Origin of the sequence: Umezawaea endophytica (genome assembly GCF_025061645.1) — a bacterium.
Taxonomy (GTDB): domain Bacteria; phylum Actinomycetota; class Actinomycetes; order Mycobacteriales; family Pseudonocardiaceae; genus Umezawaea; species Umezawaea endophytica.
The window spans coordinates 64,711-89,938 of sequence record NZ_JANYMP010000015.1 but is presented as its reverse complement, the minus strand read 5'-3'; the positions used below and the strand labels follow the sequence as shown (position 1 = coordinate 89,938).

Here is a 25,228-nt window from a genome sequence, read left to right as displayed (position 1 = left end):
GAGGACCACCCGACAGGACGAACACGGGTCTCAGGAGGCGGGTCGCGGCGGGACACCGGGTGACTACACCGGGCTACGCACGTCCACGGGTAGGAGACAAGGGGCGATCAAGGTACACACCACGGAGAATGTTCCACTGTTGGCCGGTATTCGTGCGACGCTATGTAACCAAGCTGCACTCGAAGGTGGCATCAAGGAGTCAACCAGCCAGATGAAGGGTTAATGTCGTCGCGTCGGGGTTGGATGCTTGACGTGGACGGTGCGCCTTGCTGGCGCCTCTAAGAACGTGGAGACTGCGCCCGGATCATGACAGCGAACGCCGTACTTAGTCCCATCCCTACTCCGCCACACCGCGAACCACCTCCTGGCGTCACCGCAATGGTGCGCATGATCCGGGAGAGCTTCGCGGTGGTGGAGCCGCGCGCCGAAGAAGTCGCCAAGTTCTTCTACGGCATGCTCTTCAGCCTCTCGCCCTCCACCCGCGAGATGTTCCCCGCCAACATGGAGGTGCAGCGCAGCCGCCTGCTGCGCGCCCTCGTGCACACCGTGCAGATGGTGGACCGCCCGGACGACCTCATCCCGTTCCTCCGCCAGTTGGGTCGCGACCACCGGAAGTTCGGCGTCGTGACCATCCACTACGAAGCCGTCGGCACCGCACTGCTGGCCGCCGTGAAGAAGTACGCGGGCACCACCTGGACCCCTGCGGTCGAGATGGCGTGGGCCGAGGCGTACACGATCATGGCCAGGTCCATGCAGGAAGCGGCGGCCGCCGACGACGGCCCGGCCTTCTGGCGCGCCACGGTGCTGGAGCACCAGCGCGTGAGCTGGGACCTCGCCGTCGTACGGCTTATGCCCGACCACCCGCTGCCCTACCGGGCTGGTCAGTACCTCAGCGTCGAAACACCGCAGCGCGGCAGGCTGTGGCGGTACTTCTCACCCGCCAACGCCCCCCGCGAGGACGGCAGCATCGAGTTCCACATCAGATCCGTGGAAGGCGGCTGGGTCAGCCGTTCCGTCGTCGGCCACACCCAGCCGGGCGACGTCTGGCGCCTGGGTCCGCCCATGGGCAGGCTCGGCGTCGACCGGACGTCCAAGCAGGACATCCTGATGGTGGCGGGCGGCACCGGTGTCGCGCCGATGCACGCGATCATCGACGAAATGGCGCAGTGGGGCGAAAACCCGCGCGTCCACCTGTTCGTCGGCGGTCGCACCCGCGAGGACCTGTACGACCTGGACAACCTCCAGCGCATCGCCATGACCAACCCGTGGCTGACCGTCGTACCGGTGCTCGAGTCCGATCCCGGCGCCAGGGGCGTCGAGCAGGGCACGCTCGCGGACGTCGTCACCCGCTACGGCGCCTGGGAAGACCGCGACGTCCTCGTCTGCGGCTCACCCGCCATGATCCGCTCGACCGTCTCCCGCATGCTCGTCGCGGGAACACCGCTGGACCGCATCAAGTACGACCCGTTCACCCTGGACTGACACGTCCAGCTCGACGCGCCGGATGCCTGCCCGCACCCGGCGCGACCGTGGTGACGGCGAGAACCACTGGGGCCACGAGCGGCCGCACCACGAGGACGCACCACCGAGGACGCGCGGTCGGCTTGACTTGGAGCAGGTCAAGCCGACCCCAGCAGCGAACCGGGGTCACCCGGAATGGTGGACCCCCGAATCAACAGCGTAGCGCGGTGGTCCGACAGTTTTGAATTGTCGACAAATCCACGAATCGCGATTATTTTTGTTTTCCTCGAGCCCGACAAAGGCGTCCCCCGGCCAGGGGGACCCCTGATTTCAACGCTACCAAGCAGCACCGACAATTTTGCGTAGCGTCAATTTCGGAAAATGTGTCTTCGCTGGTCAGCAAGGGTTTTCAGCGGATGAAAGCCCGGAATTGTCGGACCTCGTCGGTAGAGTGGAATTCGGGGGGATCCCCGGCGGAAACCGAGCGCTGCTCAAGATCGAGAGTTACTCGGAGTTGCCATCGGGCGGGTTCGGCGGGGCGTGCCGATGGTTGCGGAGTGAAGTATTTTCACGATTCCCCGATGGGCGTCCGGATGGCTGTGAGGGCCGGCGCTTCGCCCGTAGGCTTGGGGGAATGCGGATCGGTGAGCTGTCCAAGCGCACGGGCGTGAGTCCGCGCTCGCTGCGGTACTACGAAGAGCAGGGCCTGCTGGCCAGTTCACGTTCCGAGGCCGGGCAGCGGCACTACTCCGACGCCCAGGTCCAGCGCGTGGCGCTCATCCGGCGACTCTTCGACGCGGGCATGTCCAGCCGGGTGATCGCGACGGTGCTGCCGTGCGTGGACATCCCCGATGACCTCGAGGTCGCCGAGGAGACGTACGCGGCGATGCGACGCGAGCGCGACCGGATCGACGCGGACATCGCGCACCTGGTCGAGACGCGGGACGCGCTCGACGTGCTGCTCAAGGCCAACAGCAGGCACCGGGCGGCGCTGTCCGCAGAACCGGTGTCAGCCTGAAGCTGTGACCTGCGCCTCAGCCGCTTGCCCTTCACATCGATGTCAACGGTGAGGATGGCGACAGCGCCGGAACCACCGGGGCGGTCATACGGGAGGCGGCAGGAAATGGGACAGGCGTGGGGTTTCGGCGAGCACGGCGGGCCCGAGGTGCTGGAGTTCTTCGATCGTCCCGACCCCGTCCCCGGTCGCGGCGAGGTGCTGGTCCGGGTCGACGTCGCGGGCGTGAACCCGCTGGACCACCTGCTCCGCCAGGGTCTGGTCCCCGGCCTCGACGGCGGGCGGCCGTTCCCGCGGGTGCTGGGCATGGAGGCGGCGGGAACCGTGCTCGCCCTCGGCGAGGACGTCGACGGACTGGAGGTGGGTGACGCGGTCTTCGGCTTCGCGCTCACCGGTGGCGGCACCTACGCCGAGACGACGGTGCTGTCCGCGCCGAACACCGCGCGCATCCCGGCGGGCCTGTCCGCGACCGTGGCGGCGACGCTGCCGGTGGCCGGGTCGACCGCGGTGGACGCGCTCGACCAGCTCGGCCTCCCGGCCGGTGCCACGATCCTGGTCAACGGGGTCGGCGGCGGGGTCGGCCTGGCCGTCGCCCGGCTGGCCGCCAGCCGCGGGCTGCGGGTGGTCGGCACCGGGAGCACCGCCAAGCGCGAGCAGGCCGAAGCCGTCGGGGTGCGGTTCATCGACTACACCGCCGAGGACGTCGTCGCCGTGGCGCGCGAGCTGGTCCCGGACGGCTTCGACGGGGTCGTCGACCTGGCCGGGGGCGCCTCGCTGCGGACGGTCGCCCCGCTGGCCCGCGACCCGCGCGACGTCATCGCCGTGGGTGACATGTCGGTGCCCGAACTCGGTGGGCGTTTCGTCGAACGCCGCCTCGACCGCGAGAACCTGGAGCGGTCCGCCCGGCTGGCCCTCGAAGGAGTCCTCGCGCCCGTGATCACCGCGGTCCACGCGCTCTCCGACGCCCCGGCCGCCCTCGCCACCGTCGAGAACGGTCACACGTCGGGCAAGGTCGTCATCAAGGTGACCTGAGGATCGCGCACGCGCGTCACTTGCGCGGCTGGGGTTTCCAGACGACCAGCGCGGTCTCGTGGCGCAGCGGCACGAGGTCGCGGCGGTAGGTCTTGTGGACCGAGGCGGCGGCGTGGTCGGCGGCGGCCAGCGCGTTCGCCAGCTCCTGGGTCAGCTCGGCCAGCCGACCGCGCAGGGCGTCGACCTCGTTCTCCAGCTCGATGATGCGCTTGATGCCCGCGAGGTTGACGCCGTCCTCCTGGGAGAGGCGCTGGACCTCGCGGAGCAGCACGATGTCGCGCATCGAGTACCGCCTGCCGCCGCCGGACGTCCGCCCCGGCGACACGAGGCCGAGGCGGTCGTAGCTGCGGAGGGTCTGGGCGTGCAGGCCGGAGAGCTGGGCGGCCACCGAGATGACGAAGAACGGGGTGTCCTCGTCCGTTCCCGGTGGGAAGGGAAATCCGGGGGTGCTCATGTCGACCTCCCCTTGCTTTCCAGCAGTGCGTTCAGCTCCGCCCGCGGGTCGTGCTGCGCGGTGGCGGCCGCGTAGGCCTCGAGTGCTTCCTTGGCCTGCGCGTCCATGTTGTTCGGCACGGCCACCTGGAGCGTGATGAGCAGGTCGCCGACCTTGCCGTCGCGCTTCTCGATGCCCTTGCCCTTGGCCCGGAGGATGCGGCCGCTGGCGGTGCCCGGCGGCACCTTCAAGGTCACCTTGCCCTCCAGGGTGGGGACCGTCAACGTCGTGCCCAGCGCGAGTTCGGCGAACGACACCGGCACGTTCAGCGTCAGGTCGTTGCCGGAGCGGCCGAAGAACGGGTGCGGATTCACGTGGACCCTCACGAACAGGTCGCCGGTGGGGCCGTTGTTGCGGCCCGGTTCCCCCTGGCCGGCAAGGCGGATGCGCTGGCCGTCGTCGACCCCCGCGGGGATCCTGATGGTCAGCGTTCGGGTCTTGGTGCTCACGCCGTCGCCGCCGCACTCGGGGCACGGGTCGTCGATGATGCGGCCGGTGCCGCGGCAGTCCGGGCACGGCTCGCTGAACGCGAACGCGCCCTGGCTGCGGGTCACCAGGCCCGCGCCACCGCAGTTGACGCAGGTGTGCGGAACGGTGCCCGGCTTCGCGCCGGACCCGTTGCACGTGCCGCAGGCGGCCGGGCTGGACAGGCGCATCGGCACCGTCGCGCCCTTGACCGCCTCGGTGAAGTCGATGCGGACGTCGGTCTCGACGTCCTCGCCGCGACGAGGCCGGGTGGCCGAGGACGCCGTGCCGCCGCGGCGGTTGAACAGGCCGCCGAGGAGGTCGCCGAGACCTCCGGCGCCCTGCTGCGCGCCGCCCGCGCCACCGGCGCGGTTGAACAGGTCGTTCACGTCGAAGCCGCCGCGGCCGGAACCGAAGCCCCCGCCGCCGAAACCGCCGCCGCTGCCGTACAGCCTGCGGGCCTCGTCGTACTGCTTGCGCTTGGCCGGGTCCGAGAGCACGCCGTTCGCCTCGGACACGGCTTTGAAGCGCGCTTCGGCCTTGGCGTCGCCGGGGTTGGCGTCGGGGTGCATCTCCCGCGCCAGCTTCCGGTACGCCTTCTTGATCTCGTCGGCCGAGGCGTCGGAGGAGACGCCCAGCTCGCGGTAGAAGTCCTTTTCGATCCAGTCCCTAGCACTCACCGGACGTCTCCTCCTTTCCCTTAGTTACCGGAGTCCGGCGCCTGATCGGGCACGGACACGTCGCTCGCCTCGAAGTCGGTCACCGCGACGAGCGCGGGCCGCAGGACGCGGTCGCCGAAGCGGTAGCCGCGCCGCAGGACGGCGCTCACGGTAGGGCCCGCCACGTCCGGGGACGTGCCGTGCTGCACCGCCTCGTGCACCGACGGGTCGAAGGGTTCGCCGTCGTGGCCGAACGCCTCGAGCCCGGTGTGCTGGAGCGCGCCGACGAGCTTGTCCGCGACCGCCTTGAACGCGCCGGTCAGGTCGCCGTGCGCGGCGGCCCTCTCGACGTCGTCAAGCACGGCCAGGAGTTCGCCCGCCACCTGGGCCTTGGCGTTGTTGATGACGAGTTCCCGGTCGCGCTCGACGCGCTTGCGGTAGTTCGCGTACTCGGCGGTCAACCGCTGGAGGTCGGCCGTGCGCTCGTCGAGCTGCGCCTTGAACTCGGCGGCCGGGTCCTCCTCGAAGAGGATCTCCGGCGCCGCGTGCTTGCCGCCCTCGAACTCGACCTCCAGCACCTCGCCGTGCACCGGCTCGGACACCTCGTCGGTCTCCGGTGCCACGCGGTGGTGGTCGTTCACCAGGTCCGGTTGCTCGTCCTGTGGGTGGGTCACTTCTTCTCGTCCTCGTCGACGATCTCCGCGTCCACGACGTCGTCGGCGCCCTTGGCGCCCGCGCCCGCACCACCGGCAGCGCCGGGGGCACCCTCGGCGCCTTCAGCGCCGGGAGCCGCCGCGCCCGTGTTGGAGTAGAGGGCGGTGCCGATGGCCTGCGACTCCGTGGAGAGCTTCTCCACGGCCGTGCGGACGGCGGCGATGTCCGTGCCCTTGAGCGCCTCGTTGGTCTCGGCGACAGCGGCCTTGACCTTCTCCTTGACGTCCTCGGGGAGCTTGTCCTCGTTCTCCTTGACGACCTTCTCGGTCTGGTAGACGAGGGTTTCCGCCTGGTTGCGGACCTCGGCCTCGTCGCGGCGGCGCTTGTCCTCCTCCGCGTGGGCCTCGGCGTCCTTCACCATGCGCTCGATGTCGTCCTTCGGCAGCGCGGAGCCACCGGTGATCGTCATCGACTGCTCCTTGCCGGTGCCGAGGTCCTTGGCGCCGACGTGGACGATGCCGTTCGCGTCGATGTCGAAGGTGACCTCGATCTGCGGCAGGCCGCGGGGGGCCGGGGGCAGGCCGGTCAGCTCGAACATGCCGAGCTTCTTGTTGTCCGAGGCGAAGTCGCGCTCGCCCTGGAACACCTGGATCTGCACCGACGGCTGGTTGTCGTCCGCCGTCGTGAAGATCTCGGACCGCTTGGTCGGGATGGTCGTGTTGCGCTCGATGAGCTTGGTCATCACGCCGCCCTTGGTCTCGATGCCAAGGGAGAGCGGGGTGACGTCGAGCAGCAGGACGTCCTTGACCTCGCCCTTGAGGACACCGGCCTGGAGAGCGGCGCCGACGGCGACGACCTCGTCCGGGTTCACGCCCTTGTTGGGCTCGCGGCCACCGGTCAGCTCCTTGACCAGCTCGGCCACGGACGGCATGCGGGTGGAACCACCCACGAGCACGACGTGGTCGATGTCGCCGACGGAGACGCCCGCGTCCTTGATCACGTTGTTGAACGGCGCGCGGGTGCGCTCCAGCAGGTCGTTCGTGATGCGCTGGAACTCGGCGCGGGACAGCGTCTCGTCCAGGAACAGCGGGTTCTTGTCCGAGTCGACCGTGATGTACGGCAGGTTGATGCTGGCGTTGTTCGAGCTGGACAGCTCGATCTTCGCCTTCTCGGCGGCCTCGCGGATCCGCTGGAGCGCCATCTTGTCCTTGGTCAGGTCGATGCCGTTCGCGGACTTGAAGCGCTCGACCAGCCAGTCGACGACGCGCTGGTCCCAGTCGTCGCCGCCGAGGTGGTTGTCACCGGAGGTCGCGCGGACCTCGACGACGCCGTCGCCCAACTCCAGCAGGGACACGTCGAACGTGCCGCCGCCGAGGTCGAAGACGAGGATCGTCTGCTCCTTCTCGCCCTTGTCCAGGCCGTAGGCCAGCGCGGCGGAGGTGGGCTCGTTGACGATGCGCAGGACGTTCAGGCCCGCGATCTGGCCCGCTTCCTTGGTGGCCTGGCGCTGGGCGTCCTCGAAGTACGCGGGCACGGTGATCACGGCGTCCGTGATCTCCTCGCCCAGGTACGCCTCGGCGTCGCGCTTCAGCTTCATCAGGACACGCGCGGAGATCTCCTGCGACGTGTACGCCTTGCCGTCGATCGCGTCGGTCTTCCAGTCGGTGCCGACGTGGCGCTTCACCGAGCGGATGGTGCGGTCGACGTTGGTCACCGCCTGGTTCTTGGCGGGCTGCCCGACGAGGACTTCACCGTTCTTGGCGAAGGCCACGATGGACGGGGTGGTGCGGGAGCCCTCGGAGTTGGCGATCACCGTCGGCTCGCCGCCCTCCAGGACCGCGACGACGGAGTTGGTCGTCCCCAGGTCGATGCCGACTGCTCGCGCCATGAATTCCTCCTGGTAGTACGTGCTGGTGGGTATCGCGTTGAGCGGTACCGGCTCAAGTTTGCCAGGTCCATCGGACTTGAGTCCAACGGGCTCAACCTTCTTGCCTGTCCAACGGACGGCCCGCCGGTGTTGTTCCCGGATCGGAGTGATCCGGGCCACGCACCCCAGGAGGCGGCGGTCAGAAGTTCGACAGCACGTCGATGATCACCCTCGTGATGGTCGTCGGGTCCTTGGCGTCGTACTTCTTCGCCCCGGTGCCCTTCGAGATCGTCGCCAGCGCCTCGGCGCCCGCCTTGTTGTTGGCGTCCAGCTCGCTGCCGTAGGCGATGGTGAACACCCGCACCGGCTTGTCCCCCGCCGCGTCCTTGCCCCTCATCACGTCGACCAGCTCGGCGGGTGCCTGGATGCCGCGGGCCTTGTCGTTGACCCCGTCGGTGAGCAGCACGACGGCGTTGATCGAGTCCGGGTCGTAGGTGCCGCGCACGACCTCCACCGCCCGGTCGATCGTGTCGTACAGACCGGTGGCGCCGTCGGCCGTCAGACCGTCGATGTTCGCCGCGATGTCCTGCCTGCGCGTGCCGTCCATCGGCCCGATCGGCACCAGCGGCACGAAGTCCGCGCCGTCCGCGCCAATGCCGGAGGAGAACTTCCACAGCCCAACGCGGTCGGAGTCGGTGAACCCGTCGGCGAGCTGGCGCATGGCGGGCTTCACGAGTTCCAGCTTCGAGGCGCCCGTGCCGGGGACCTTCTCCTCCATCGACAGCGAGGAGTCGATGCACACCAGCACGTTGGTGGGCTTGCGCAGCTTCGGCCAGCTCGCCAGCACCTTGGCGACGACCTCGTTGGTGGGCGTGCCGAGCGACTTGATCTCCGCCTTCGGGAGCCACCCGTACGCGGACCCGTCGAGGTCGATCGGCTTCTGCTGGTAGTCGCGGAACCCGTACTTGGCGAACTCGCGCTGCACGGCGTCGGAGTGCAGGTAGGAGAGGAAGTCGTCGGCGACGGCGTTCTTGGCCTCGTCGAGCCCGTTCAACTTGATGAACGGGTGGTCGGAGTACAGCACGCCCTGCTTGGGGTACACGGCGACGAGCTTCGTCTTCGGCGGATCGGTCTTGGAGCAGCCCTCGTCGTCGCTGTACGAGCCGCAGGTGTAGCCGGCGTTGTAGGCCACCACGGAGTTCTCCGACATGGTCACCGCCGAGATGTACGCGAGCGCGTCCTCCGCGTCGGCCTGCCGCATGTTCGACAGGAACGTCAGCGTGGTCTTGCCGTAGTGCACGACGGTGTGCTCGATCGCCTTCATCCGCTGCGCCACCGACTCCTTGTCCACGTCGTCCGGGCGCAGCTCGCGGATGCTGCCGACGGTCGAGAACAGCGCGCCGAGGGTGGCGTGCAGACCCGACGTGGAGTAGGTCGGGTTGGTCTTGCCCAGCTTGAACGCGCCCCACTCGGGGTGCCCCTTGCTCGCCCAGAAGTGCGGGTCGCCCGCCCACGTGGCCAGGTCGTCCCAGCCGATCTGCGCCTCCGGCCAGCCCAGCGCGCGGGCCATCGGCTCCGGCATCGCGATGATCGACGGGCTGGTCATGATCGCCGGGGCCTTCTCGTCGGGGAACAGCGCCTTCGTCTCCGGCGTCGCCTGCTGCTTGGCCAGCGGCAGCCACTCCGACGCGGCGGGCGACCACACGTCGGGCTTGCGGCCGTCGGACTCGGTCCAGCCCCGCGCCAGCGCGGCCATCGCCGTGCCGGAGTCGACCGACGTCACGTCGACCTTCACGCACTGGCCGTTCGCCTCGTGCGCCCCGTAGCCCGCCGCCAGCTCGGCCATCTGCTTGGGCTTGTCCACCGACGCGGCGACCGTCAGGGTCGCCGCGGGCGTCGTGCACGCGGGCAGGGCCGTGGTCACCTCCGGTGCCGTCCCGCCGCCGCCCCCGGACTTCGGCCACAGCACGATCCCCAGCACCACCAGCACCACGAGCGCGGCGGCCACGCCCCACCGCACGGCCGGACCGGTGCTGAACCGCAGGCCGGTCGCGGGCGGAGGAGCCGCCGCGACGGGCCCGGCCGACTTCCTCGCGTGCTCCCACCACGGCCGCCACTGCTCCGGGTTGTCGCCGCACGCGCTGATGTACGCGCTGGTCAGCTCCCAGCTCGGCAGCTCACGACCGCTCGTGGCCTCGGCCAGGTCCGCCTCGGAGTAGTCGGTCATCGCCGCCAGTTGCGCCGGGGTCAGCCCGATCTCGTCCCGCAGCTTGACCAACCGGTAGGCGAACGCCTCCGCGGGAGGGCCGTCGGGGTTCAGCATGGTGGGGCAAACCTCTCGCTCAGGGGTCAGGACAAGCCCGAAGTGCGAGGCGGAACGTCCCCTTGTTCACCAGATCGCGGCGGCCTGTCGGCCGTTACTCACCTTCGGCGGCTACTCCCATGATCGGCACATCCGCCGGGTTGGACCAGCCCCGCACCAGGTCGTGACCTCCGTGCACCCGAATGGCCGCAGCGGGCACCCCGTGATGGGGCACCCGCTGCGGCCGTACGGTCGTCAGGCGGCCTTGAGCACCACGTCACCGCTCTTCGCGGTCAGGTTCAGCTCGAACTGGCTGGACGCGTCGTTCTTCACGTCGATCTTCTTGTCGCCGCTGTCCGAGTCGACCACGACCCGGTAGCCGGCGTTCGGCACCGTCACGGTGACGTCGCCGCTGCTGGAAGCGGCCGTCACGTTGTGCTGCTTGGTCAGCTCGACCACGACGTTGCCGGACTTGGCCTCGGCGTTCACGTCGCCGTCGACCTTCTCGGCCCGGATGTCGCCGGAGGAGTTGACCACGGTCACGGACCCGGTGACACCGGTCAGCTTCGCGTTGCCGGAGCCGATCTTGGAGGTGAAGTCGCCCGAGATGGTGTCGCCGGTGACGTCGCCGGAGCCGTTCTCGACGCGGACCGCTCCCGCGATGCCGCGCAGCACCGCGTTGCCCGACCCGAGGTGCACGTCGACCGAGGCGAGGTCCTGCACCTCGAGGTCACCGGAGCCGACCTCGCCCTTGACCGTCGTGTCCTTCGAGGGCACGGCCACCTCGTAGTACGCCTCGCAGCCGTTCCCGCAGCCGCTGAGGGTGAGCACGCTGCCGCTGACCTGGTGCGTCGGGCCGCTCGGCTTGCTGGCCGCCTTGCCGTAGCGCAGGGTCCGCTTGATCGTGGTGGCGCTCGCGCCCTCGACGGCGCGGATCTTCACGTCGCCGCCGTCGTTGTCGATCTGCACGGACGCGATCTGGTCGTTCACGGTGTAGTCGTCGGACGAGCTCTCCTGGGCGATCCGCACGCAGGACGACAGGCTCATCGTCGTGGCCACCGCCGCTACGGCCAGCAAAGCGATTCGCTTACCCACCACTACCCCCTTGAAGACCTGTCCGTTCATGGCATGAACGCTAGGGGCCTCGCCCCCGTCGCACACGAGGGTGGACCCCCGACTCCATACGGGGGCTATCCCTACCGCTTCACGCGAGGTCCTCGACGACGGCGCGCAGCGCGGGGGCGCACCGGGCCGGATCGGACAGGAACCGCTGCGACGCGATCACGTGCGTGGGCGTCATCCGCTCCCAGACCTGGCCCTGAACAGGCACGGAGGTGATGACCAGCCGGAACGGCTTCACCTGCCTGCCGAGCCGGATCTCGACGCCGCGAACGACCTCACCGATGGGCAGAGCCCCCGGCCGGGGGCTCTGCTGCCTGCCCGTCTCCCAGGCCGCTGCGGGTTCCCGAAGGGCCCGCATCGCGGCTCGCAGTGCCGGACGGGTGAGCAACGACGTCGAGTCCTCGCTGGTCGGGATCGACCGGGCGTCGACGGGGGTTTCGGCGCGGGCGTGGTCCAGCACGTCCGCCCACCACCCGAGCCACTCCTCGGTCACCCCGGCGCGGTCGACACCGCGCGGGACGAACACCGGGACCGACGGGTCGAGGCCCGGCAGTTCCGGCACCGTGTCGACCGAGAGCGCGAGCGTGTCGCGCAGGAACAGGGCGGTGTTCACCGCCTGGTTGGTCCCGTGCCCGACCTGCCACGACTCACGACCGGCGAACCTCATTCACCTATTGTCCCGCCCTGGAGGCGATCCAGGTGCTGTCGTGGACGTATCAGGTAAGACACAACCGGTTCCAGGTCGGCCACGCTGGGTGGCTCGTCGGCGATCAGGCCCTGCATCAGCAGCCCGTCGACGGCCGCGAGGAACGCCCGGAACGCCACCGGGTCGCTGTCGAACGGCCGCGCGGCCTCGGTGATCAGGTCCAGCCACCGGCGGGCGGCGGGGCGCAGCTCCGGCCTGCGGGCGGCCAGCAGGTACAGCTCGTACTCGGCCATCGTGCGGCCGCGGTTCGCGTCGACCATGTCGACGAGCCGCCGGGTGACCGCCCCGACGTCGCTGTTCGGCGCGTTCACCAGCCGGACGATCAGGTCGCTGATGTCCTCGGCGAGCTTGTCCGCCGACCACATCAGGGTCGCGATCAGGAGGTCGTCGAGCGAGGCGAAGTAGTAGGTCGTGGACGTGGTGGGGACCCCGGCCTCGCGGGCCACCGACCGGTGGCTCACGCCCGCGACGCCGTCGCGCTCGATCACCCGGAGGGTGGCCTCCAGGATCGCCTGCCTGCGGCGTTCGCCCCTGGCCCGTCTGCCGTCCACCTGCTGCTCGCTCAGTGCGCGCTCCCCCGCTCGATGGTGATCACGCCGCCGACGACCGGCATGAGGCGGACGACCATAGTCGGCGGCGTCCGCCCGTCGAGGACGACTGCCCCGGCGGGGACGGCGCAGGTGGTCACGGGGGCTCCAAGGCTTGGGGGCGGGAACGCGGCGGCGGGTTCCTCCGGTTGATGGTGAGGGGCGCGAGGGGTCAGAACGGGCAGGTCGGGCCGGGAAGGCACGTTTGTGACAACTTGCCCACCCGCTGGGCCGAACTGGTGGGACGATCGTCCCACCAGTTCGGTGTTGATCGATACACTTCTGCGACCCCGGCCACGCCCAAGTGGTTACCGGCGAGTAATGAGGCGTAATCTCCCAAGCCACGTGCTTCTGGAGAAAGGCCGCCACCACATGGGAGCCCTGCAGTTGACCCTCGGCGTCATCGGCGTGGCCGTGAGCGTCGTCGCCTGGGCCGTGTTCGCGTCCGGAGCGGTCCGGATGGTGCGGATCATCCGACTCGGCCAGCCCGACCCGACCCGCACCGGCCCGTTCGCCGCGCGGCTGAAGACGCTGGTCGTCGAGTTCGTCGCCCACACGCGCATGGCCAAGGTCCGCAGCGTCGCGCCGTGGCACTGGATGGTGATGTGGGGCTTCCTCATCGGCTCCGCCGTGCTGTTCGAGGCGTACGGCGAGGTGTTCGTCCCGTCGTTCCACTGGCCGGTCTTCGGCGCGTGGCCGATCTGGGCGCTGCTCGTGGAACTGCTCGGCATCGGCACGGTCGCGGGCGGTATCGCGCTGGTGATCATCCGCCAGCTCAACCACCCCCGGCGCGCCGACCGCGTGTCCCGCTTCGCGGGCTCGAACTTCAAGGCCGCGTACTTCGTCGAGGCCGTCGTGATCATCGAGGGCGTCGGCATCCTCGGCGTGAAGGCGTTCAAGCAGGCCAGCGGCATCGAAGAGCTGCCGCTGTGGTCCAGCTTCGTCACCGAGCCGCTGAGCCACCTGCTGCCCGCGTCGCCCGACTGGGTCTCGATCATGGCCGTCACGAAGCTGCTGTCCGGCATGATCTGGCTGATCGTCGTCGGCCGCAGCCTCACGATGGGCGTGGCCTGGCACCGCTTCAGCGCGTTCTTCAACATCTACTTCAAGCGCGAGGACGACGGCGCCGTGGCGCTGGGCGCGCTCCGCCCGATGATGAGCGGCGGCAAGGTCCTCGACCTGGAGGAGGCCGACCCCGACAAGGACGTGTTCGGCGTCGGCAAGGTCGAGGACTTCACCTGGAAGGGCCTGCTGGACTTCAGCACGTGCACCGAGTGCGGCCGCTGCCAGTCGCAGTGCCCCGCGTGGAACACCGGCAAGCCGCTGTCCCCGAAGCTGCTGATCACCCAGCTCCGCGACCACACCTACGCCAAGGCCCCGTACCTGCTGGCCGGCGGCCGCAAGGACATGGCCGGTGACGAGGTCGGCCTCGCGGGCGACGAGTACCAGAAGCGCCTGGAGTCCATCAACGTCCTGGCCCTCGCCGAAGCGGAGCGGCCCCTCATCGGCGGCCCCGACGAGCTGGGCGTCATCGACCCCGAGGTGCTGTGGTCGTGCACGAGCTGCGGCGCGTGCGTCGAGCAGTGCCCCGTCGACATCGAGCACGTCGACCACATCGTCGACATGCGCCGCTACCAGGTGCTGATCGAGTCGAACTTCCCGTCCGAGCTGGGCGGCATGTTCAAGAACCTGGAGAACAAGGGCAACCCGTGGGGGCAGAACTCCAAGGACCGCCTGGCGTGGACCGAGGGCCTGGACTTCGAGGTGCCCGTCTTCGACGGCGACCTGGGTGACGCCGAGTACCTGTTCTGGGTCGGCTGCGCGGGCGCCTTCGAGGACCGCGCCAAGAAGACGACCCGCGCCGTGGCGGAACTGCTGCACACCGCGGGCGTCCAGTACACCGTCCTCGGCCCGGAGGAGACCTGCACGGGCGACCCCGCCCGGCGCGCGGGCAACGAGTTCCTGTTCCAGATGCTCGCCCAGCAGAACGTCGAGGTCCTCAACACCGTCTTCGAGGGCCGTGAACCGGGCAAGCGCAAGATCGTCGTCACCTGCGCCCACTGCTTCAACACGCTGGCCAACGAGTACCCGCAGGTCGGCGGCCAGTACGAGGTCGTCCACCACACGCAGTTGCTCAACAAGCTGGTCCGCGAACGCAGGCTGACCCCGGTCGCCGAGGTCACCGAGGACATCACCTACCACGACCCGTGCTACCTCGGACGGCACAACAAGGTCTACGACGCGCCCCGCGAACTCCTCGGCGCCTCCGGCACGACGCTGCGGGAGATGCCCCGCCACGGCGACCGCTCCATGTGCTGCGGCGCGGGCGGCGCGCGCATGTGGATGGAGGAGCGGATCGGCAAGCGCATCAACGTGGAACGGGTCGACGAAGCCCTCGGCACGGCCCCATCGAAGATCGCCACCGGCTGCCCGTTCTGCCGGGTCATGCTCACCGACGGGCTGACCGCGCGGCAGAACGAGGGCAAGGCGGGCTCGCACGTCGAGGTCGTCGACGTGGCGCAACTCCTGCTCACGTCCGTCCGGCGAGGCCTGGACAAGCAGGTTCCGGCCGCCGTCGAGGCCCCGACCACCTGATCCGCCTTCAACGACGAGCGCCCCCGGTCCGCGTCGGACCGGGGGCGCTCTTCACGTCGAGGTCAGTCCTTGTCGGTGACCTTCTCGTACACGATGTTGAGCACCCAGCCCGCGATGGCGACGATGATCGCGCCCCAGAACGCGGGCCAGAAGCCGGTGACCTCGAACGGGAGACCCACCTGCTCGGAGATGTACCCCGCCAGCCAGAACAGCAGGCCGTTCACGACCAGGCCGAACAGGCCCAGCGTGAGCAGGTAGAACACGCAGCCGAGGAGTTTCACCACCGGTTTGATGATCGCGTTGATCAAGCCGAAGACGAGGGCCACCAGAACCAGCGTGCCGATCTTCGCTGGGGTGGACGCCTCGCCAAGATCGATGCCGGGGATCACCGTGGACACCCACACCGCGACCGCCGTCAACAGCACCTGCACCAAGAATCCCATGGCGCAGGCTAACCGTGGTGGTCAAGAGGGGCCGGGACGCACGCCGGTGCCGGGGGCCGCCCACGTCCTTTGTGGACGTGGACGACCCCCTCCCCTCCGGTGAGCACCTGCTCCTCGGATCCCGGACCTAGGACTCCGCGAACGTCCGAATTGTTGCGAGAACGGGTGAATCTCACCCGTCCGCACCAATGGGCGGCGATCCGCGCGCGGTCATAGGGTTTGGCCATGGCTGAGGAAGAGGCGGGTCAGGGCGGCGAGTCCAAGCTCACGGTGGTGCTCGCGCTCGCCGTGAACCTCGCCATCGCGATCATGAAAGCGGTGGCGGGCGTCATCACCGGGTCGGCCGCGATCCTGTCGGAGGCCGCGCACTCGGTCGCCGACACGTTCACCGAGGCCCTGCTGCTGACCGCCCTGCGCAGGTCCGACCGGCCCGCCGACCGCAAGCACCCCTTCGGCTACGGCAAGGAGCGGTACTTCTGGTCACTGCTCGCCGCCGTGTCGATCTTCGCGTCGGGCGCGATGTTCGCGTTCTACGAGGGCTTCCGGACGGTGTTCGGCGAAGCCGAGGAGCAGACGCGGCCGCTGGTCGGCTACATCGTGCTCGGGTTGGCGTTCGCGATGGAGTCCGTGTCGTGGGCGCAGGCCGTCCGCCAGGTGCGGCGCGAGTCGAAGGAGCAGCGGCGGTCGATCGTCGAGTACCTGCGGCTGTCCGACGACCCGACCGTCAAGACGGTGTTCCTGGAGGACTCGGCGGCCCTGATCGGCCTCACCATCGCGTTCGCGGGCGTCGGCCTGCACCAGCTCACCGGCTCGTCCGTGTGGGACGGCGTCGCGTCGCTGATGATCGGCGTGCTGCTCGTGGCCGTCGCGTACTCGTTGGCCCGCACCAACCGCGACCTGCTGATCGGCCGCCAGGCCGACCCGGTGATGGTCAGGGCGATCGGCGCGCGCCTGCGTGAAGCGCCCGAGGTCGACGCGGTCGTCGACCTGCTCAGCATGTTGACCGGCACCGACCACGTGCTCCTGTGCGCCCGCTTGGACTTCGACGACTCACTGGGCGCCGCCGACCTGGAACGCGCGTGCGTCCGCATCGACGGCGAACTCCGCGCCGAGTTCCCCGACCTGGACGAGATCTTCCTGGAACCCGTACCCCGCAACGACCCGGCGATGCGCGAACGCGTCCTCTCCCGCTACGGCTTCAACCTCTAGCGGTTCGTGTCCGTGCGGTGGAAGTTCAGGTAGGCCCGCGACGGCGTAGGCCCCCGCTGCCCCTGGTACCGCGACCCGGCCTGCTTAGACCCGTACGGGAACTCCGCCGCGCTGCTCAACTGGAACAGGCACAACTGCCCGATCTTCATGCCCGGCCAGAGCGTGATCGGCAGGTTCGCGACGTTCGACAGCTCCAACGTGATGTGCCCGGAGAACCCCGGATCGATGAACCCGGCCGTCGAGTGCGTCAGCAGCCCCAACCGCCCCAACGACGACTTCCCCTCCAACCGCCCCGCCAGGTCGTCGGGCAACGTCACCTTCTCGAACGTCGACCCCAGCACGAACTCACCGGGGTGCAGCACGAACGGCTCATCGGCTTCAACCTCGACCAACGACGTCAGGTCGTCCTGCTGCTGCCGCGGATCGATGTGGGTGTACCTGGTGTTGTTGAAGACCCGGAACAACCGGTCCAGCCGCACGTCGATGCTCGACGGCTGCACCATCTCCCCGTCGAACGGGTCGAGCAGCAACCGCCCGGACTCGACTTCTTTGCGCAGTTCACGATCGCTCAGCAACACGATGGACAGAGTAACGGGACCCCGCGGCTCGACCGTGCCAGCCTGTGTATGATCGGTCCCGCAGAGCAGCGCGGGTGTAGTTCATTGGTAGAACGACAGCTTCCCAAGCTGTAGAGGCGGGTTCGATTCCCGTCACCCGCTCCACCACGAAGGCCCAGGTCAGTCGACCTGGGCCTTCGTTTTTTGGTTGCTATGAGCACCTCACTGTGCTGCTGACGTGCAACTGAGCCCTGAACCTGGTCACCCACAGCGCCCTCGTTGGACGGACCTGATGGCACGTCCCAGGCGGCGGACCACTAAAGCCGTAGAAGGGCCCATGCATGTACCCCACCGGTCATGTGACGCTGGTCAGCAGACCGCCCCGTCACCACCAACGCTGATCCAATTCTGGTGATCGCTTTCAACATGCAAGGGAGCCACAGAGCGGCACGCGGAAGCGGAGTCATGGTGTATTCAGAGGTGCTCTTCTTCAAGGCGCCCCCTCCGGGGTCCGCTGGCCGTTGGTGCCCGTTCCAACGACGGAGAACCAATGTCCCGAACCCTCTGGCCCATCCGAGGCCGCTTGGCGGTGTCCGGCGGGCCAGGTAGGAAGGACGCCACTCACTATCGCCGAAAGAGACACGGCCAGCGTCCCCCGAAGGAAGCCGCAGGACAGTTCATAGCCAGTTCTAGGACATGCCCTCGCCGGGCGGCAGGTCTCCGAGATGGTGGAGCCATACTCACGCTCACGTACCAGCGGGGGACGGGGCGCGCACTATCCCGTCGACCTCTCCAAGGGCAGCTATACGCGTCAAGGGGGCCAACACAGCGCACGGTCCAGTTGGGCCGGATAGTTCCCTTGACACGCGCGGTTGGGGCGAGCCAGGTCGACGAGATGACGAGAGGCCCCTCAGTTGGGAATTGTTACGTCTCTTGAGGTCGGGCCGATAGATCCACATAAGGTCAGATTAAATTCGCACCCTAGGTCATGAGTTAATTCTTGAAGGAGAGCAAATTGTCTGACGTATCCATATTTTTTTCCTATGCCCATATCGACAATGAAAGCACGCACGAGCGCCTGCGCGAACTCAGCGGCGATATCCGCACTCAGTATATGAGCATGTCCGGATTGAGTGTTGACATATTTTTCGACGTCGATTCAATCGCCCTGGGTGAGAAATGGCGCCAGAGGATCGAGGCTGGCTTAACCGAATCGACGGTCCTGTTTGCCATCATCTCTCCCGCCTATCTCCGCAGCCCCGTATGCCGCGATGAAATCAAAACTTTTCTCACACTTCTGGGGGAGCAAAGGCATAAGGTTCTAATTCCCCTTCTCCTGTTTCCGAAGTCCGAAATTGATCAGCGTTTTAGTGACGATGAATTGTGGATTGAGATCAGCGAAGTGCAGTTTCGCCGAATCCACGACCTGCGAATCGAAGAGCGAGGCTCGAAAGCATGGATGGGTGCTGTTATCGAAATTGCCTCTCGCATGGATGAGATCATCGGTGTTCTCGATGAACCGCTTGCGGGGGTAGAATTGGCGGTAGCGGGAGAGCTGAATCGGACTGAAGAGAATCCGGTCGACGAGGTTGCCATGGAGCCTTCAGGTCGACTTGAATCGATGGCTGCTGCCGAGGAATACCTTCCCGAGTTCGTAGAGATCACAACAGATTTCGGCAATTTAATGAAGGAATATGCGGCCGAAATGGAATTAGCTACTCCAAAGGCTGCCGGAGCCACTTCCTTTAAGGAGAAGCTGCTAGCTTCAAACTCCCTCGCTTCGAAGCTGGCTCCGATTACTGAAGCATTTTCTGAGAAGTCACTACAAATGCGCAAGATACTGGCAATTATCACGCCAGGAATTTCTGAAATTTTGCGCCAGGTGGTCGACGCTACACCGGAAGAGCGCAACGACCCCGAAGTTCAGAACTTGATCAAAAACGCACGGTTCATGGTTGACAATATTATCAATTCCGTGCAGTCGGCGACGCCATTCAATGACTCCACAGAGGGCCTCAAGGGACTTTCCGGACCTTTGGATAAAGTTCTGATAAAGATGCAAAGTGCCATGCTAGTGATGGTTGACCTAAACGCGACCGGCCAAGCCTGGAGCGAGATCCTTGATTTTCTTGAAGATGATTAGCTTCATGAAGAATAGATAGACCCGCGTGGAATGAACATTAAATATCATCAAGAAGCGAGATATAATCTCGCACATGAAGGATGATACCGTCAGCATGCCTAGGCGCGCCTCTCGTGTCGACAGCCTAGTTTTCGCATGTCCGCACTGTGGAGTCCAGGCACGACATAATCGTTCTGATTTGATGAGAGTTCCCAAGATGGGGGGCATGGTTCCGGTTGAGTCGACATTGCGCAGCCCGTTTGGAGGCGAGGCATGGTTTGCCACCGCCTGCCCGAGTTGCATGGGGCAATCAGTGTGGCGCGGTAGTCATATGGTCTACCCACACGGCCAAGTTGTCCCGCCGCCGCATCCGACCATGCCTGACGAAGTCAAAGAACTATATCGCGAGGCCGCAGCAGTAGCTCCGGCATCGCGCCGCGCCGCAGCAGCATTGGCGCGAGCGGCTGTAGAGAAGTTGATCAGAATCATCGACCCAGATGCGCCAGCTCGCGCCAACCTTGCCAGCAGAATTACGCGGATCCGCCCGCAAGTCACTGAGCCAGTTGGGCAGATGCTTGACGTGGTTCGCCACATAGGAAACAAGACGCTGCATGGCACCGAGGGGCCGGATGACCTCGTGGTCTTAGTTCTCGATGACATCGAGGGTCCGGCCGTACTAGAGCAGCTCTTGTCCATGGCCAACGATCTAGTTGATCAGCTGATTGTCAAGCCAGCTACTGCGGCCGGGCTGTGGAAGAAGCTGCCTGAGGGGGTTAAGCCTAGACCGCACTGATGTGCACTCCACGTGCACTGAGTCCAGGTCAACAGGAGTCGATAATGGGTAGCCACGACGCCGGGCCCACGCAGGTCAGAGCTGCCACCAGCACCAGTTGATCGGAGCCCCAAGCCAAGAGGCGGGTTCGATTCCCGTGGCCCGCTCAACGCTGAAGGCCCAGACAAGTCACCTCAACTCGTCTGGGCCTTCAGCGTGTGGTGGGGGGTGTTTAGCCGAACGGGGCGACGACGGTGCTGATGTAGGTGCCGGGGTGGGTTGCGCCGTCCTGTAGGACGACGTTGCCGAGGGGCCATTTGAAGGTCTGGGTGTTGGAGGTGTTGGGCGGGGTGATCTGGATTGCGGCTACGTCCCAGCCGGTGGTGTCGGTCGTGGGTAGGTACGTGAGGTAGCTGATCGCCGTCGAGCCGGGTGCCAGTTCGACGTCCACCACCGGGTCGTTGGTGCGGCTCAGGTCCCACGTCTTGCCGTCCTTGCCGACCAGGCGGACGCCGGGGAAGCCTCGCAGTACGCAGTTGGTCGGGCCGGTGTTCAGCATCGTCAGCCCTACCTTCGACTGCGTCTTGTCGGACGGCAGCGGATCGCCGAGCGAGACGTCGATCTCTTGGCAGTTGTCCGCGGTGGTCGAGCCGGTCGTGTTGCCGGTGAGGGACTTGGCGCCGTCGGTGGCGGTCGACGACGAGGGGCTCGGGCCGTGGGTCTGGGTCGCGGTGGTCGAGCCGGCGGTGGAGCAGGCGGACACTGCGGCGACGGCTGCCATGGCGATGATGGCGGCGGAACCCTTGAAGACCTTGTTGCTGCGCATTGTTTCTCCCCTTTGGCATCACTTCGAACTTGTGCTTAGAGGATGTTCGAGACCCCCATCAGGATGCGTCCAAGTGATGTGGAACACGTGGGACAACCTCGTCGCGCGCAATTCGTCAACGAAGCGTTCAAGCAGGTCAGAGGCGTTCAAGTGCTTGAGCAAATCTACATTGGCGCGCCGAATGAGACGATTGCTCCCGCGCGAAAAGGCTTCACCCAGGGAAGAAAACCGATAAACCAAAAGGTAGAACTGTTTCGTCGCCCGCTAACCGGCTGGCGGGTACTGGGCGGTGATGCCGCTGAGGATGAGGTCGATGCCGGCGAGGAACTCCTCGCGGTCGTCGTGGTCGCGTAGCTGGGGCGCGATGGTGCGGATGAACGGGTACGCGTCGGGGTCGAGTTGGGACCACGTCGTGGCGACGGCGTCGAGGTACGTGGCGCGGTCGTCCAGGACGTCGGAGTTGGCGGCTTCCTGCGAGGCCGCGCCGAAGATGTACTGCACCAGTACCGAGGTCACGGTGAACCAGTTGGCCTCGGGGACGCCGAGTGCGCCGACCTGGCGGCCGACGACCTCCAGGATGCGCGGTGCCGCCGCCTGCCAGGAGCTGCCGGACAACTGCGCCGCCACCCACGGGTGCGCGTCGATCGTGTCGAACAGGCTCGATGCGAGGGCTCGGATCCTGGCCTGCGGGGTGGGTTCGGCGGGTTCGGCGGCCAGGGCGGCGTCCACGACGGCGTCGGTGGCGGCGGCGAGCAGTTCGCCCCTGTTGGCCACGTGCCAGTAGATCGCCCCGGGTCCGGTGGCGAGGCGTTCGGTGAGCACCCGGAACGTCAAACCGCTCTCACCTGCGGCGTCGAGCAGTTCGACGGCGGCTTCGACGATGCGCTCACGGGAGAGCGCGTCGGTGCGCCGCTGTGACCGACCAGACCGCGATGGAGGCACGGCACCATCTTGACACATCTGGAGCGGCGTTCCAACATGATGACTGGAACGGAATTCCATTCGTGGTCGGTCAGACGGCCACGACCTCTAGGAGGAGTCACCATGCCCACCCCCGTCACGATCATCGGCGCAGGTCTCGGAGGCCTCACGCTCGCTCGCGTCCTGCACGTCCACGGCATCCCGGTCACGGTCTACGAGGCCGAGGCCTCCCCCACCGCTCGGGCCCAGGGCGGCATGCTCGACATCCACGACTACAACGGCCAGCCCGCGCTCCGGGCGGCCGGTCTGTTCGAGGAGTTCCGCGGCATCGTCCTGGAGGGCCGCGAGAACTACCGGGTGCTCGACCGGGACGGCACCGTGCTGTTCGACCGGCCGGACGACGGCACCGGCGGACGTCCGGAGGTGCAGCGCGCGGAGCTGCGGCGGATCCTGCTCGACTCGCTCCCCGACGGCACCATCCGGTGGGGGCACAAGGTCACCGGCGTCCGCGCGCTCGGCGAGGGTCGTCACGAGGTCGCGTTCGCCGACGGCGGCTCCGTCGTCACGAGCGTGCTCGTCGGCGCGGACGGCGCGTGGTCGCGGGTCCGGCCGCTGGTCAGCGACGCCACGCCCGTGTACGGCGGCACCTCGTCCATCGAGACGTTCCTGTTCGACGGCGCCGACCGCCACCCCGCCACGGCGAAGGCCGTCGGCGGCGGGTCGCTGTTCGCGTTCGACACCGCCACGAGCGGCAAGAGGATCGACGTCCACCGGGAGAGCGGCGGGAACCTGCACGCCTACCTGACGCTCACCCGGCCGCTGGAGTGGTTCGAGGGCATCGACTTCGCCGATCCCGCCGCGGCGACCGCGCGGGTCGAGCGGGAGTTCGCCGGGTGGGCGCCCGAACTGCTCGCGCTGATCACCGACAGCGACACCGACCCCGGCTACCGGCCCCACTTCACGCTGCCGGTCGAGCACCGGTGGGACCGCGTGGCGGGGGTGACCCTGATCGGCGACGCCGCCCACCTCCAGCCCCCGAACGGTGAGGGCGCCAACCTGGCCATGCAGGACGGCGCCGAGCTGGGCGAGGCGCTGGCCGCGCACCCGGACGACGTCGAGGCCGCGTTCGCCGAGTACGAGCGGGCGATGTTCCCGCGCAGCGCCGAAACCGCGGCCGACGGCGTCGAGTTCTCCAAGATCCTCCTCGGTGACGACGCGGCCCGGAACCTGATCGCCGTGTTCACCGGGGCAGAGCAGTGACCAGGCCCGTGCGGCGGAGGACGACCCACTGCTCGCCCGGCCGGTCCAGGGTGACCGGGTACCAGCGCGGGTGCAGCGCGGTTTCCAGTTCGGCGGCACGGCTGATGAGCGTGCTCACGGCGGGTTCGCCGACGACGATCAGCGCGGACCAGTCGACGTGCGCCATGAGGTGGTCCGCGGTGACGCCGAACAGGGTGTCCAGGAGGGTGACGACGTCGTGGCCGGTGTCCGGTCCGGAGCGCACTTCGGTGACGTCGGGCGTCTCGACAACGTAGTCGCCGCCGCTCTCCTCCTCCTCGTCGTGGCGCTGTTCGGACCACACGTGCTTGTCCAGGCCGTCGATGCGCCTGCTCAGGTCGAAGGCCTGCTCGTCGGAGAGGAGGAGGGTGACCGTGCGGCCGCTGAGGAGGGTGAAGGTCAACTCCGCGTCCGGTTCACCGGAGGAGCCCGGTTCGGCGTGCACGTACCCCGCGACGGTGTCGAACAGGGCGGAGTCGGCGGGACTCTCGACGCCCGCGCCCAGCGACGGCAGGTTGGCGGCGATCTCGACCACGCAGTGCGCGGCCGTCCAGAACGCCTCCTTGTCGCGGAAGTCCTTGCGGGCACGGGTCAACGTGCGTCCGAGGCCGAACGAGTCGACGCGGGCTTCCACCGTGCCGGTGCCGGGTCCGGCGTCCCAGGTCGCGAACACCGTGACCTTGTTGGCCAACCGCCTGCGGTAGCGCTCGACGTGGCCGTACCGGGCGAGTTCCCACCCCTTCACCACTTCGGGCCAGGCGTCGTCCACGGCGGGTTCCTTCCGTTGGGGGCGATCCGCTAGGGCCGCGGGCGGGCGTTGCTCAGGCGGATGCCGCTGTAGCCGAGGGTGCTGGTGGTGATCCTGTCCCACAGCGGCCACAGGGTGGGGAGTACGTGGAGGTGGATGCCTGCTTGCTCGTGCAGCGCCAGGAGGTCGCCGACCGATTCGGCCGGGCCCAGTGGGCGGACCGGTCGGGTGCTCACGTGGGCGTGGGTGTCTTCGCCGAACGGGGTGAAAGCGGCTGCTGGTAGGCGGTACGCGTACAGGCGGGTGGTGCGCAGGGTGTCGAGCCAGCCGTATTCGACGGCGTGCAGGCGGAACGCGCCTGGGCCGAGGATGGTGGTGCGGTCGGTGGGGGTGGTGGTCGGGGTTGGCCAGGCCATGGCTCTGGGGCAGTCGCGGGGGAACCAGTAGTCGGGGCAGCGGGTCGCGTCGACGGCCCAGACGTACGGGGTGCGCTGCCTGGCGGTTGCGGCGACGTGCGGGACGAACTCGGTGATGGTCGGGTCCTCGGAGAAGTGCAGGACCTGGCCGGGTTCGGGCATCACCGCGGTTTCCTCGCCAGCGTCAGGAGGTGGCTGGACGCGCCGTGCACGGACGGGTCGTCCTCGGTGCGGCGCAACGCCCACAGGAGGTAGTCGCGGTGGGTGTCGTCGGCGAGCGCGGCTTCCAGGTCGCGTTCCGCGAGCATGCCCGCTGAGCCTTCGACGGCGACGGTGGCGACGACGTCCAGGCCCGCGGCGCGGGCTTCGGCGGCGGGCTCCTCGGGGCGGTGGAAGTACGCCGTGGTGAACCAGTGCGTGTCCGGTGGTGGGTGGTGCTCGCCGGTTTCGACGGCGTGGTCGACGACAGGCCGGTAGCGGGCGTCGCGTGGGAAGGACGGGCGGCTGATGCCGTCGAACAGGGAGGCGTAGCGGGTGATCACGGCGGCCGCGACCAGGCCGCCGGGGCGGGCGACGCGGGCGGCTTCGCGCCACGCGGCGAGGCGGTCCTCGGCGCTGGTCAGGTGGTAGAGCGGGCCGCACAGGAGCACCACGTCGTACGCGGCGTCGGCCGCGGCCAGCGCGCGGGCGTCGCCCAGGGTCGCGCGGACGCCGAAGAGCCCGTTCGCCTGCTGGACGTGCAGCGGGACGGGGTCGACCAAGTGGACCCGGTGGCCGTCGGCGGCGAGCCACTCGGCGTGGGTGCCGGGGCCGCCGCCGACGTCGAGGATCTTCGCCGGGGCGTGCGGCAGGTGGCGGCGGAGGACGTCCTGCGTGCGCAGGAGTTCCAGCAGCCCCCTCCCGGTGCACAGGCGGGCCTGCTCGGCGCCCTCGTCGTAGTGGGCGGCCACTTCCGGTGCGATCCCCATGGGTTGACGT

At 67.9% G+C, this 25,228-nt stretch carries 24 protein-coding genes and 1 tRNA gene; 9 read left to right on the top strand and 16 right to left on the bottom strand.

The genetic code is table 11. The annotated features are described in order from the left end of the window. The first annotated feature begins 378 nt into the window (after nt 1-378). The 3 genes from NZH93_RS28390 (at nt 379) to NZH93_RS28380 (ending at nt 3,508) form a co-directional block, all read left to right on the top strand. A complete protein-coding gene (locus tag NZH93_RS28390) occupies nt 379-1,482 on the top strand; it encodes an FAD-binding oxidoreductase (protein WP_259626285.1) in 1,104 nt (367 codons plus the stop codon). A gap of 613 nt (nt 1,483-2,095) precedes the next feature. Next, nucleotides 2,096-2,479 (top strand): MerR family transcriptional regulator, encoded by a 384-nt coding sequence (locus NZH93_RS28385; protein ID WP_259626284.1) that lies wholly within the window; start codon nt 2,096-2,098, stop codon nt 2,477-2,479. Nucleotides 2,480-2,584: 105 nt separating this feature from the next. After that, the gene (locus tag NZH93_RS28380; RefSeq protein ID WP_259626283.1) at nt 2,585-3,508 is read left to right on the top strand and encodes an NADP-dependent oxidoreductase; all 924 of its coding nucleotides are present in this window, start codon (nt 2,585-2,587) and stop codon (nt 3,506-3,508) included. A gap of 16 nt (nt 3,509-3,524) precedes the next feature. Here NZH93_RS28380 and NZH93_RS28375 read toward each other — a convergent pair whose 3' ends face one another. The 9 genes from NZH93_RS28375 to NZH93_RS28335 form a co-directional block, all read right to left on the bottom strand. Next, on the bottom strand, nt 3,525-3,962 hold the full coding sequence (locus NZH93_RS28375) for a heat shock protein transcriptional repressor HspR (RefSeq protein WP_259626282.1): 438 nt from the start codon (nt 3,960-3,962) through the stop codon (nt 3,525-3,527). After that, on the bottom strand, nt 3,959-5,146 hold the full coding sequence (gene dnaJ / locus NZH93_RS28370; RefSeq protein WP_259626281.1) for a molecular chaperone DnaJ: 1,188 nt from the start codon (nt 5,144-5,146) through the stop codon (nt 3,959-3,961). Before dnaJ ends, NZH93_RS28375 begins: the two co-directional genes overlap by 4 nt. A gap of 20 nt (nt 5,147-5,166) precedes the next feature. Further along, the gene (gene grpE / locus NZH93_RS28365) at nt 5,167-5,799 is read right to left on the bottom strand and encodes a nucleotide exchange factor GrpE (RefSeq protein WP_259626280.1); all 633 of its coding nucleotides are present in this window, start codon (nt 5,797-5,799) and stop codon (nt 5,167-5,169) included. Further along, entirely contained in the window at nt 5,796-7,667 is a 1,872-nt protein-coding gene (gene dnaK, locus NZH93_RS28360; protein WP_259626279.1) for a molecular chaperone DnaK, read from the bottom strand. Before dnaK ends, grpE begins: the two co-directional genes overlap by 4 nt. 178 nt (nt 7,668-7,845) lie before the next feature. After that, on the bottom strand, nt 7,846-9,969 hold the full coding sequence (locus NZH93_RS28355; RefSeq protein WP_259626278.1) for a substrate-binding and VWA domain-containing protein: 2,124 nt from the start codon (nt 9,967-9,969) through the stop codon (nt 7,846-7,848). 234 nt (nt 9,970-10,203) lie between these two features. Beyond that, nucleotides 10,204-11,043 (bottom strand): DUF4097 family beta strand repeat-containing protein, encoded by an 840-nt coding sequence (locus NZH93_RS28350; protein WP_259626277.1) that lies wholly within the window; start codon nt 11,041-11,043, stop codon nt 10,204-10,206. Between the two features lie 109 nt (nt 11,044-11,152). Continuing rightward, entirely contained in the window at nt 11,153-11,737 is a 585-nt protein-coding gene (locus tag NZH93_RS28345; protein WP_259626276.1) for a hypothetical protein, read from the bottom strand. Then, nucleotides 11,734-12,342: a TetR/AcrR family transcriptional regulator gene (locus NZH93_RS28340; protein ID WP_259626450.1), complete on the bottom strand. Its 609-nt coding sequence runs from the start codon at nt 12,340-12,342 to the stop codon at nt 11,734-11,736. Before NZH93_RS28340 ends, NZH93_RS28345 begins: the two co-directional genes overlap by 4 nt. Next, the gene (locus NZH93_RS28335) at nt 12,339-12,464 is read right to left on the bottom strand and encodes a hypothetical protein (RefSeq protein WP_259626461.1); all 126 of its coding nucleotides are present in this window, start codon (nt 12,462-12,464) and stop codon (nt 12,339-12,341) included. The genes NZH93_RS28340 and NZH93_RS28335 overlap by 4 nt, the downstream gene beginning before the upstream one ends. A 271-nt stretch (nt 12,465-12,735) precedes the next feature. On the opposite strand from NZH93_RS28335, the gene NZH93_RS28330 reads away from it, so the two are divergent. Continuing rightward, nucleotides 12,736-14,958 carry a (Fe-S)-binding protein gene (locus NZH93_RS28330; RefSeq protein ID WP_259626275.1) on the top strand — a complete coding sequence of 741 codons (2,223 nt, stop codon included), beginning with the start codon at nt 12,736-12,738 and terminating at the stop codon, nt 14,956-14,958. A gap of 62 nt (nt 14,959-15,020) precedes the next feature. Here NZH93_RS28330 and NZH93_RS28325 read toward each other — a convergent pair whose 3' ends face one another. Continuing rightward, nucleotides 15,021-15,401, bottom strand: a complete 381-nt coding sequence (locus NZH93_RS28325) for a phage holin family protein (protein ID WP_259626274.1) — start codon at nt 15,399-15,401, stop codon at nt 15,021-15,023. 225 nt (nt 15,402-15,626) lie between these two features. Between NZH93_RS28325 and NZH93_RS28320 the strand changes: the two genes are divergently transcribed. Further along, nucleotides 15,627-16,610 carry a cation diffusion facilitator family transporter gene (locus NZH93_RS28320; protein ID WP_259626273.1) on the top strand — a complete coding sequence of 328 codons (984 nt, stop codon included), beginning with the start codon at nt 15,627-15,629 and terminating at the stop codon, nt 16,608-16,610. Here NZH93_RS28320 and dcd read toward each other — a convergent pair. Beyond that, nucleotides 16,607-17,188, bottom strand: coding sequence for a dCTP deaminase (dcd, locus tag NZH93_RS28315; protein WP_259626272.1), 582 nt, complete (start codon nt 17,186-17,188; stop codon nt 16,607-16,609). The genes NZH93_RS28320 and dcd overlap by 4 nt on opposite strands. A 70-nt stretch (nt 17,189-17,258) precedes the next feature. On the opposite strand from dcd, the gene NZH93_RS28310 reads away from it, so the two are divergent. From NZH93_RS28310 to NZH93_RS28300, 3 genes are all read left to right on the top strand, one after another. Further along, a tRNA-Gly gene (locus NZH93_RS28310) sits at nt 17,259-17,332 on the top strand. 850 nt (nt 17,333-18,182) lie between these two features. Continuing rightward, nucleotides 18,183-19,310 carry a toll/interleukin-1 receptor domain-containing protein gene (locus NZH93_RS28305; RefSeq protein ID WP_259626271.1) on the top strand — a complete coding sequence of 376 codons (1,128 nt, stop codon included), beginning with the start codon at nt 18,183-18,185 and terminating at the stop codon, nt 19,308-19,310. A gap of 355 nt (nt 19,311-19,665) precedes the next feature. Next, nucleotides 19,666-20,082: a DUF4145 domain-containing protein gene (locus NZH93_RS28300; RefSeq protein WP_259626270.1), complete on the top strand. Its 417-nt coding sequence runs from the start codon at nt 19,666-19,668 to the stop codon at nt 20,080-20,082. 211 nt (nt 20,083-20,293) lie between these two features. On the opposite strand, the gene NZH93_RS28295 is transcribed toward NZH93_RS28300, so the two are convergent. Together NZH93_RS28295 and NZH93_RS28290 are read right to left on the bottom strand one after the other, a co-directional pair. Further along, nucleotides 20,294-20,887 carry a DUF4232 domain-containing protein gene (locus NZH93_RS28295; RefSeq protein WP_259626269.1) on the bottom strand — a complete coding sequence of 198 codons (594 nt, stop codon included), beginning with the start codon at nt 20,885-20,887 and terminating at the stop codon, nt 20,294-20,296. A 264-nt stretch (nt 20,888-21,151) separates the two neighbouring features. After that, on the bottom strand, nt 21,152-21,829 hold the full coding sequence (locus NZH93_RS28290) for a TetR/AcrR family transcriptional regulator (RefSeq protein WP_259626268.1): 678 nt from the start codon (nt 21,827-21,829) through the stop codon (nt 21,152-21,154). 102 nt (nt 21,830-21,931) lie between these two features. On the opposite strand from NZH93_RS28290, the gene NZH93_RS28285 reads away from it, so the two are divergent. After that, nucleotides 21,932-23,068, top strand: coding sequence for an FAD-dependent oxidoreductase (locus NZH93_RS28285; protein WP_259626267.1), 1,137 nt, complete (start codon nt 21,932-21,934; stop codon nt 23,066-23,068). On the opposite strand, the gene NZH93_RS28280 is transcribed toward NZH93_RS28285, so the two are convergent. Genes NZH93_RS28280 through NZH93_RS28270 form a run of 3 tightly spaced genes read right to left on the bottom strand, consistent with a single transcriptional unit; the run spans nt 23,049 to nt 25,218 of the window. After that, nucleotides 23,049-23,855, bottom strand: coding sequence for a hypothetical protein (locus tag NZH93_RS28280; RefSeq protein ID WP_259626266.1), 807 nt, complete (start codon nt 23,853-23,855; stop codon nt 23,049-23,051). The genes NZH93_RS28285 and NZH93_RS28280 overlap by 20 nt on opposite strands. Nucleotides 23,856-23,884: 29 nt before the next feature. Further along, nucleotides 23,885-24,412 carry a DUF6886 family protein gene (locus NZH93_RS28275; RefSeq protein WP_259626265.1) on the bottom strand — a complete coding sequence of 176 codons (528 nt, stop codon included), beginning with the start codon at nt 24,410-24,412 and terminating at the stop codon, nt 23,885-23,887. Next, nucleotides 24,412-25,218, bottom strand: a complete 807-nt coding sequence (locus tag NZH93_RS28270; RefSeq protein ID WP_259626264.1) for a class I SAM-dependent methyltransferase — start codon at nt 25,216-25,218, stop codon at nt 24,412-24,414. Before NZH93_RS28270 ends, NZH93_RS28275 begins: the two co-directional genes overlap by 1 nt. Between the last annotated feature and the right edge of the window lie 10 nt (nt 25,219-25,228).

Excerpts from the sequence above, each read along its gene's own strand:
- NZH93_RS28390 (WP_259626285.1), top strand. The coding sequence starts at position 379 with ATGGTGCGCATGATCCGGGAGAGCTTCGCGGTGGTGGAGCCGCGCGCC.
- NZH93_RS28385 (WP_259626284.1), top strand. The coding sequence starts at position 2,096 with ATGCGGATCGGTGAGCTGTCCAAGCGCACGGGCGTGAGTCCGCGCTCG.
- NZH93_RS28380 (WP_259626283.1), top strand. The coding sequence starts at position 2,585 with ATGGGACAGGCGTGGGGTTTCGGCGAGCACGGCGGGCCCGAGGTGCTG.
- NZH93_RS28375 (WP_259626282.1), bottom strand. The coding sequence starts at position 3,962 with ATGAGCACCCCCGGATTTCCCTTCCCACCGGGAACGGACGAGGACACC.
- dnaK (WP_259626279.1), bottom strand. The coding sequence starts at position 7,667 with ATGGCGCGAGCAGTCGGCATCGACCTGGGGACGACCAACTCCGTCGTC.
- NZH93_RS28355 (WP_259626278.1), bottom strand. The coding sequence starts at position 9,969 with ATGCTGAACCCCGACGGCCCTCCCGCGGAGGCGTTCGCCTACCGGTTG.
- NZH93_RS28345 (WP_259626276.1), bottom strand. The coding sequence starts at position 11,737 with ATGAGGTTCGCCGGTCGTGAGTCGTGGCAGGTCGGGCACGGGACCAAC.
- NZH93_RS28330 (WP_259626275.1), top strand. The coding sequence starts at position 12,736 with ATGGGAGCCCTGCAGTTGACCCTCGGCGTCATCGGCGTGGCCGTGAGC.
- NZH93_RS28325 (WP_259626274.1), bottom strand. The coding sequence starts at position 15,401 with ATGGGATTCTTGGTGCAGGTGCTGTTGACGGCGGTCGCGGTGTGGGTG.
- NZH93_RS28320 (WP_259626273.1), top strand. The coding sequence starts at position 15,627 with ATGGCTGAGGAAGAGGCGGGTCAGGGCGGCGAGTCCAAGCTCACGGTG.
- NZH93_RS28300 (WP_259626270.1), top strand. The coding sequence starts at position 19,666 with ATGCCTGACGAAGTCAAAGAACTATATCGCGAGGCCGCAGCAGTAGCT.
- NZH93_RS28295 (WP_259626269.1), bottom strand. The coding sequence starts at position 20,887 with ATGCGCAGCAACAAGGTCTTCAAGGGTTCCGCCGCCATCATCGCCATG.
- NZH93_RS28285 (WP_259626267.1), top strand. The coding sequence starts at position 21,932 with ATGCCCACCCCCGTCACGATCATCGGCGCAGGTCTCGGAGGCCTCACG.
- NZH93_RS28275 (WP_259626265.1), bottom strand. The coding sequence starts at position 24,412 with ATGCCCGAACCCGGCCAGGTCCTGCACTTCTCCGAGGACCCGACCATC.
- NZH93_RS28270 (WP_259626264.1), bottom strand. The coding sequence starts at position 25,218 with ATGGGGATCGCACCGGAAGTGGCCGCCCACTACGACGAGGGCGCCGAG.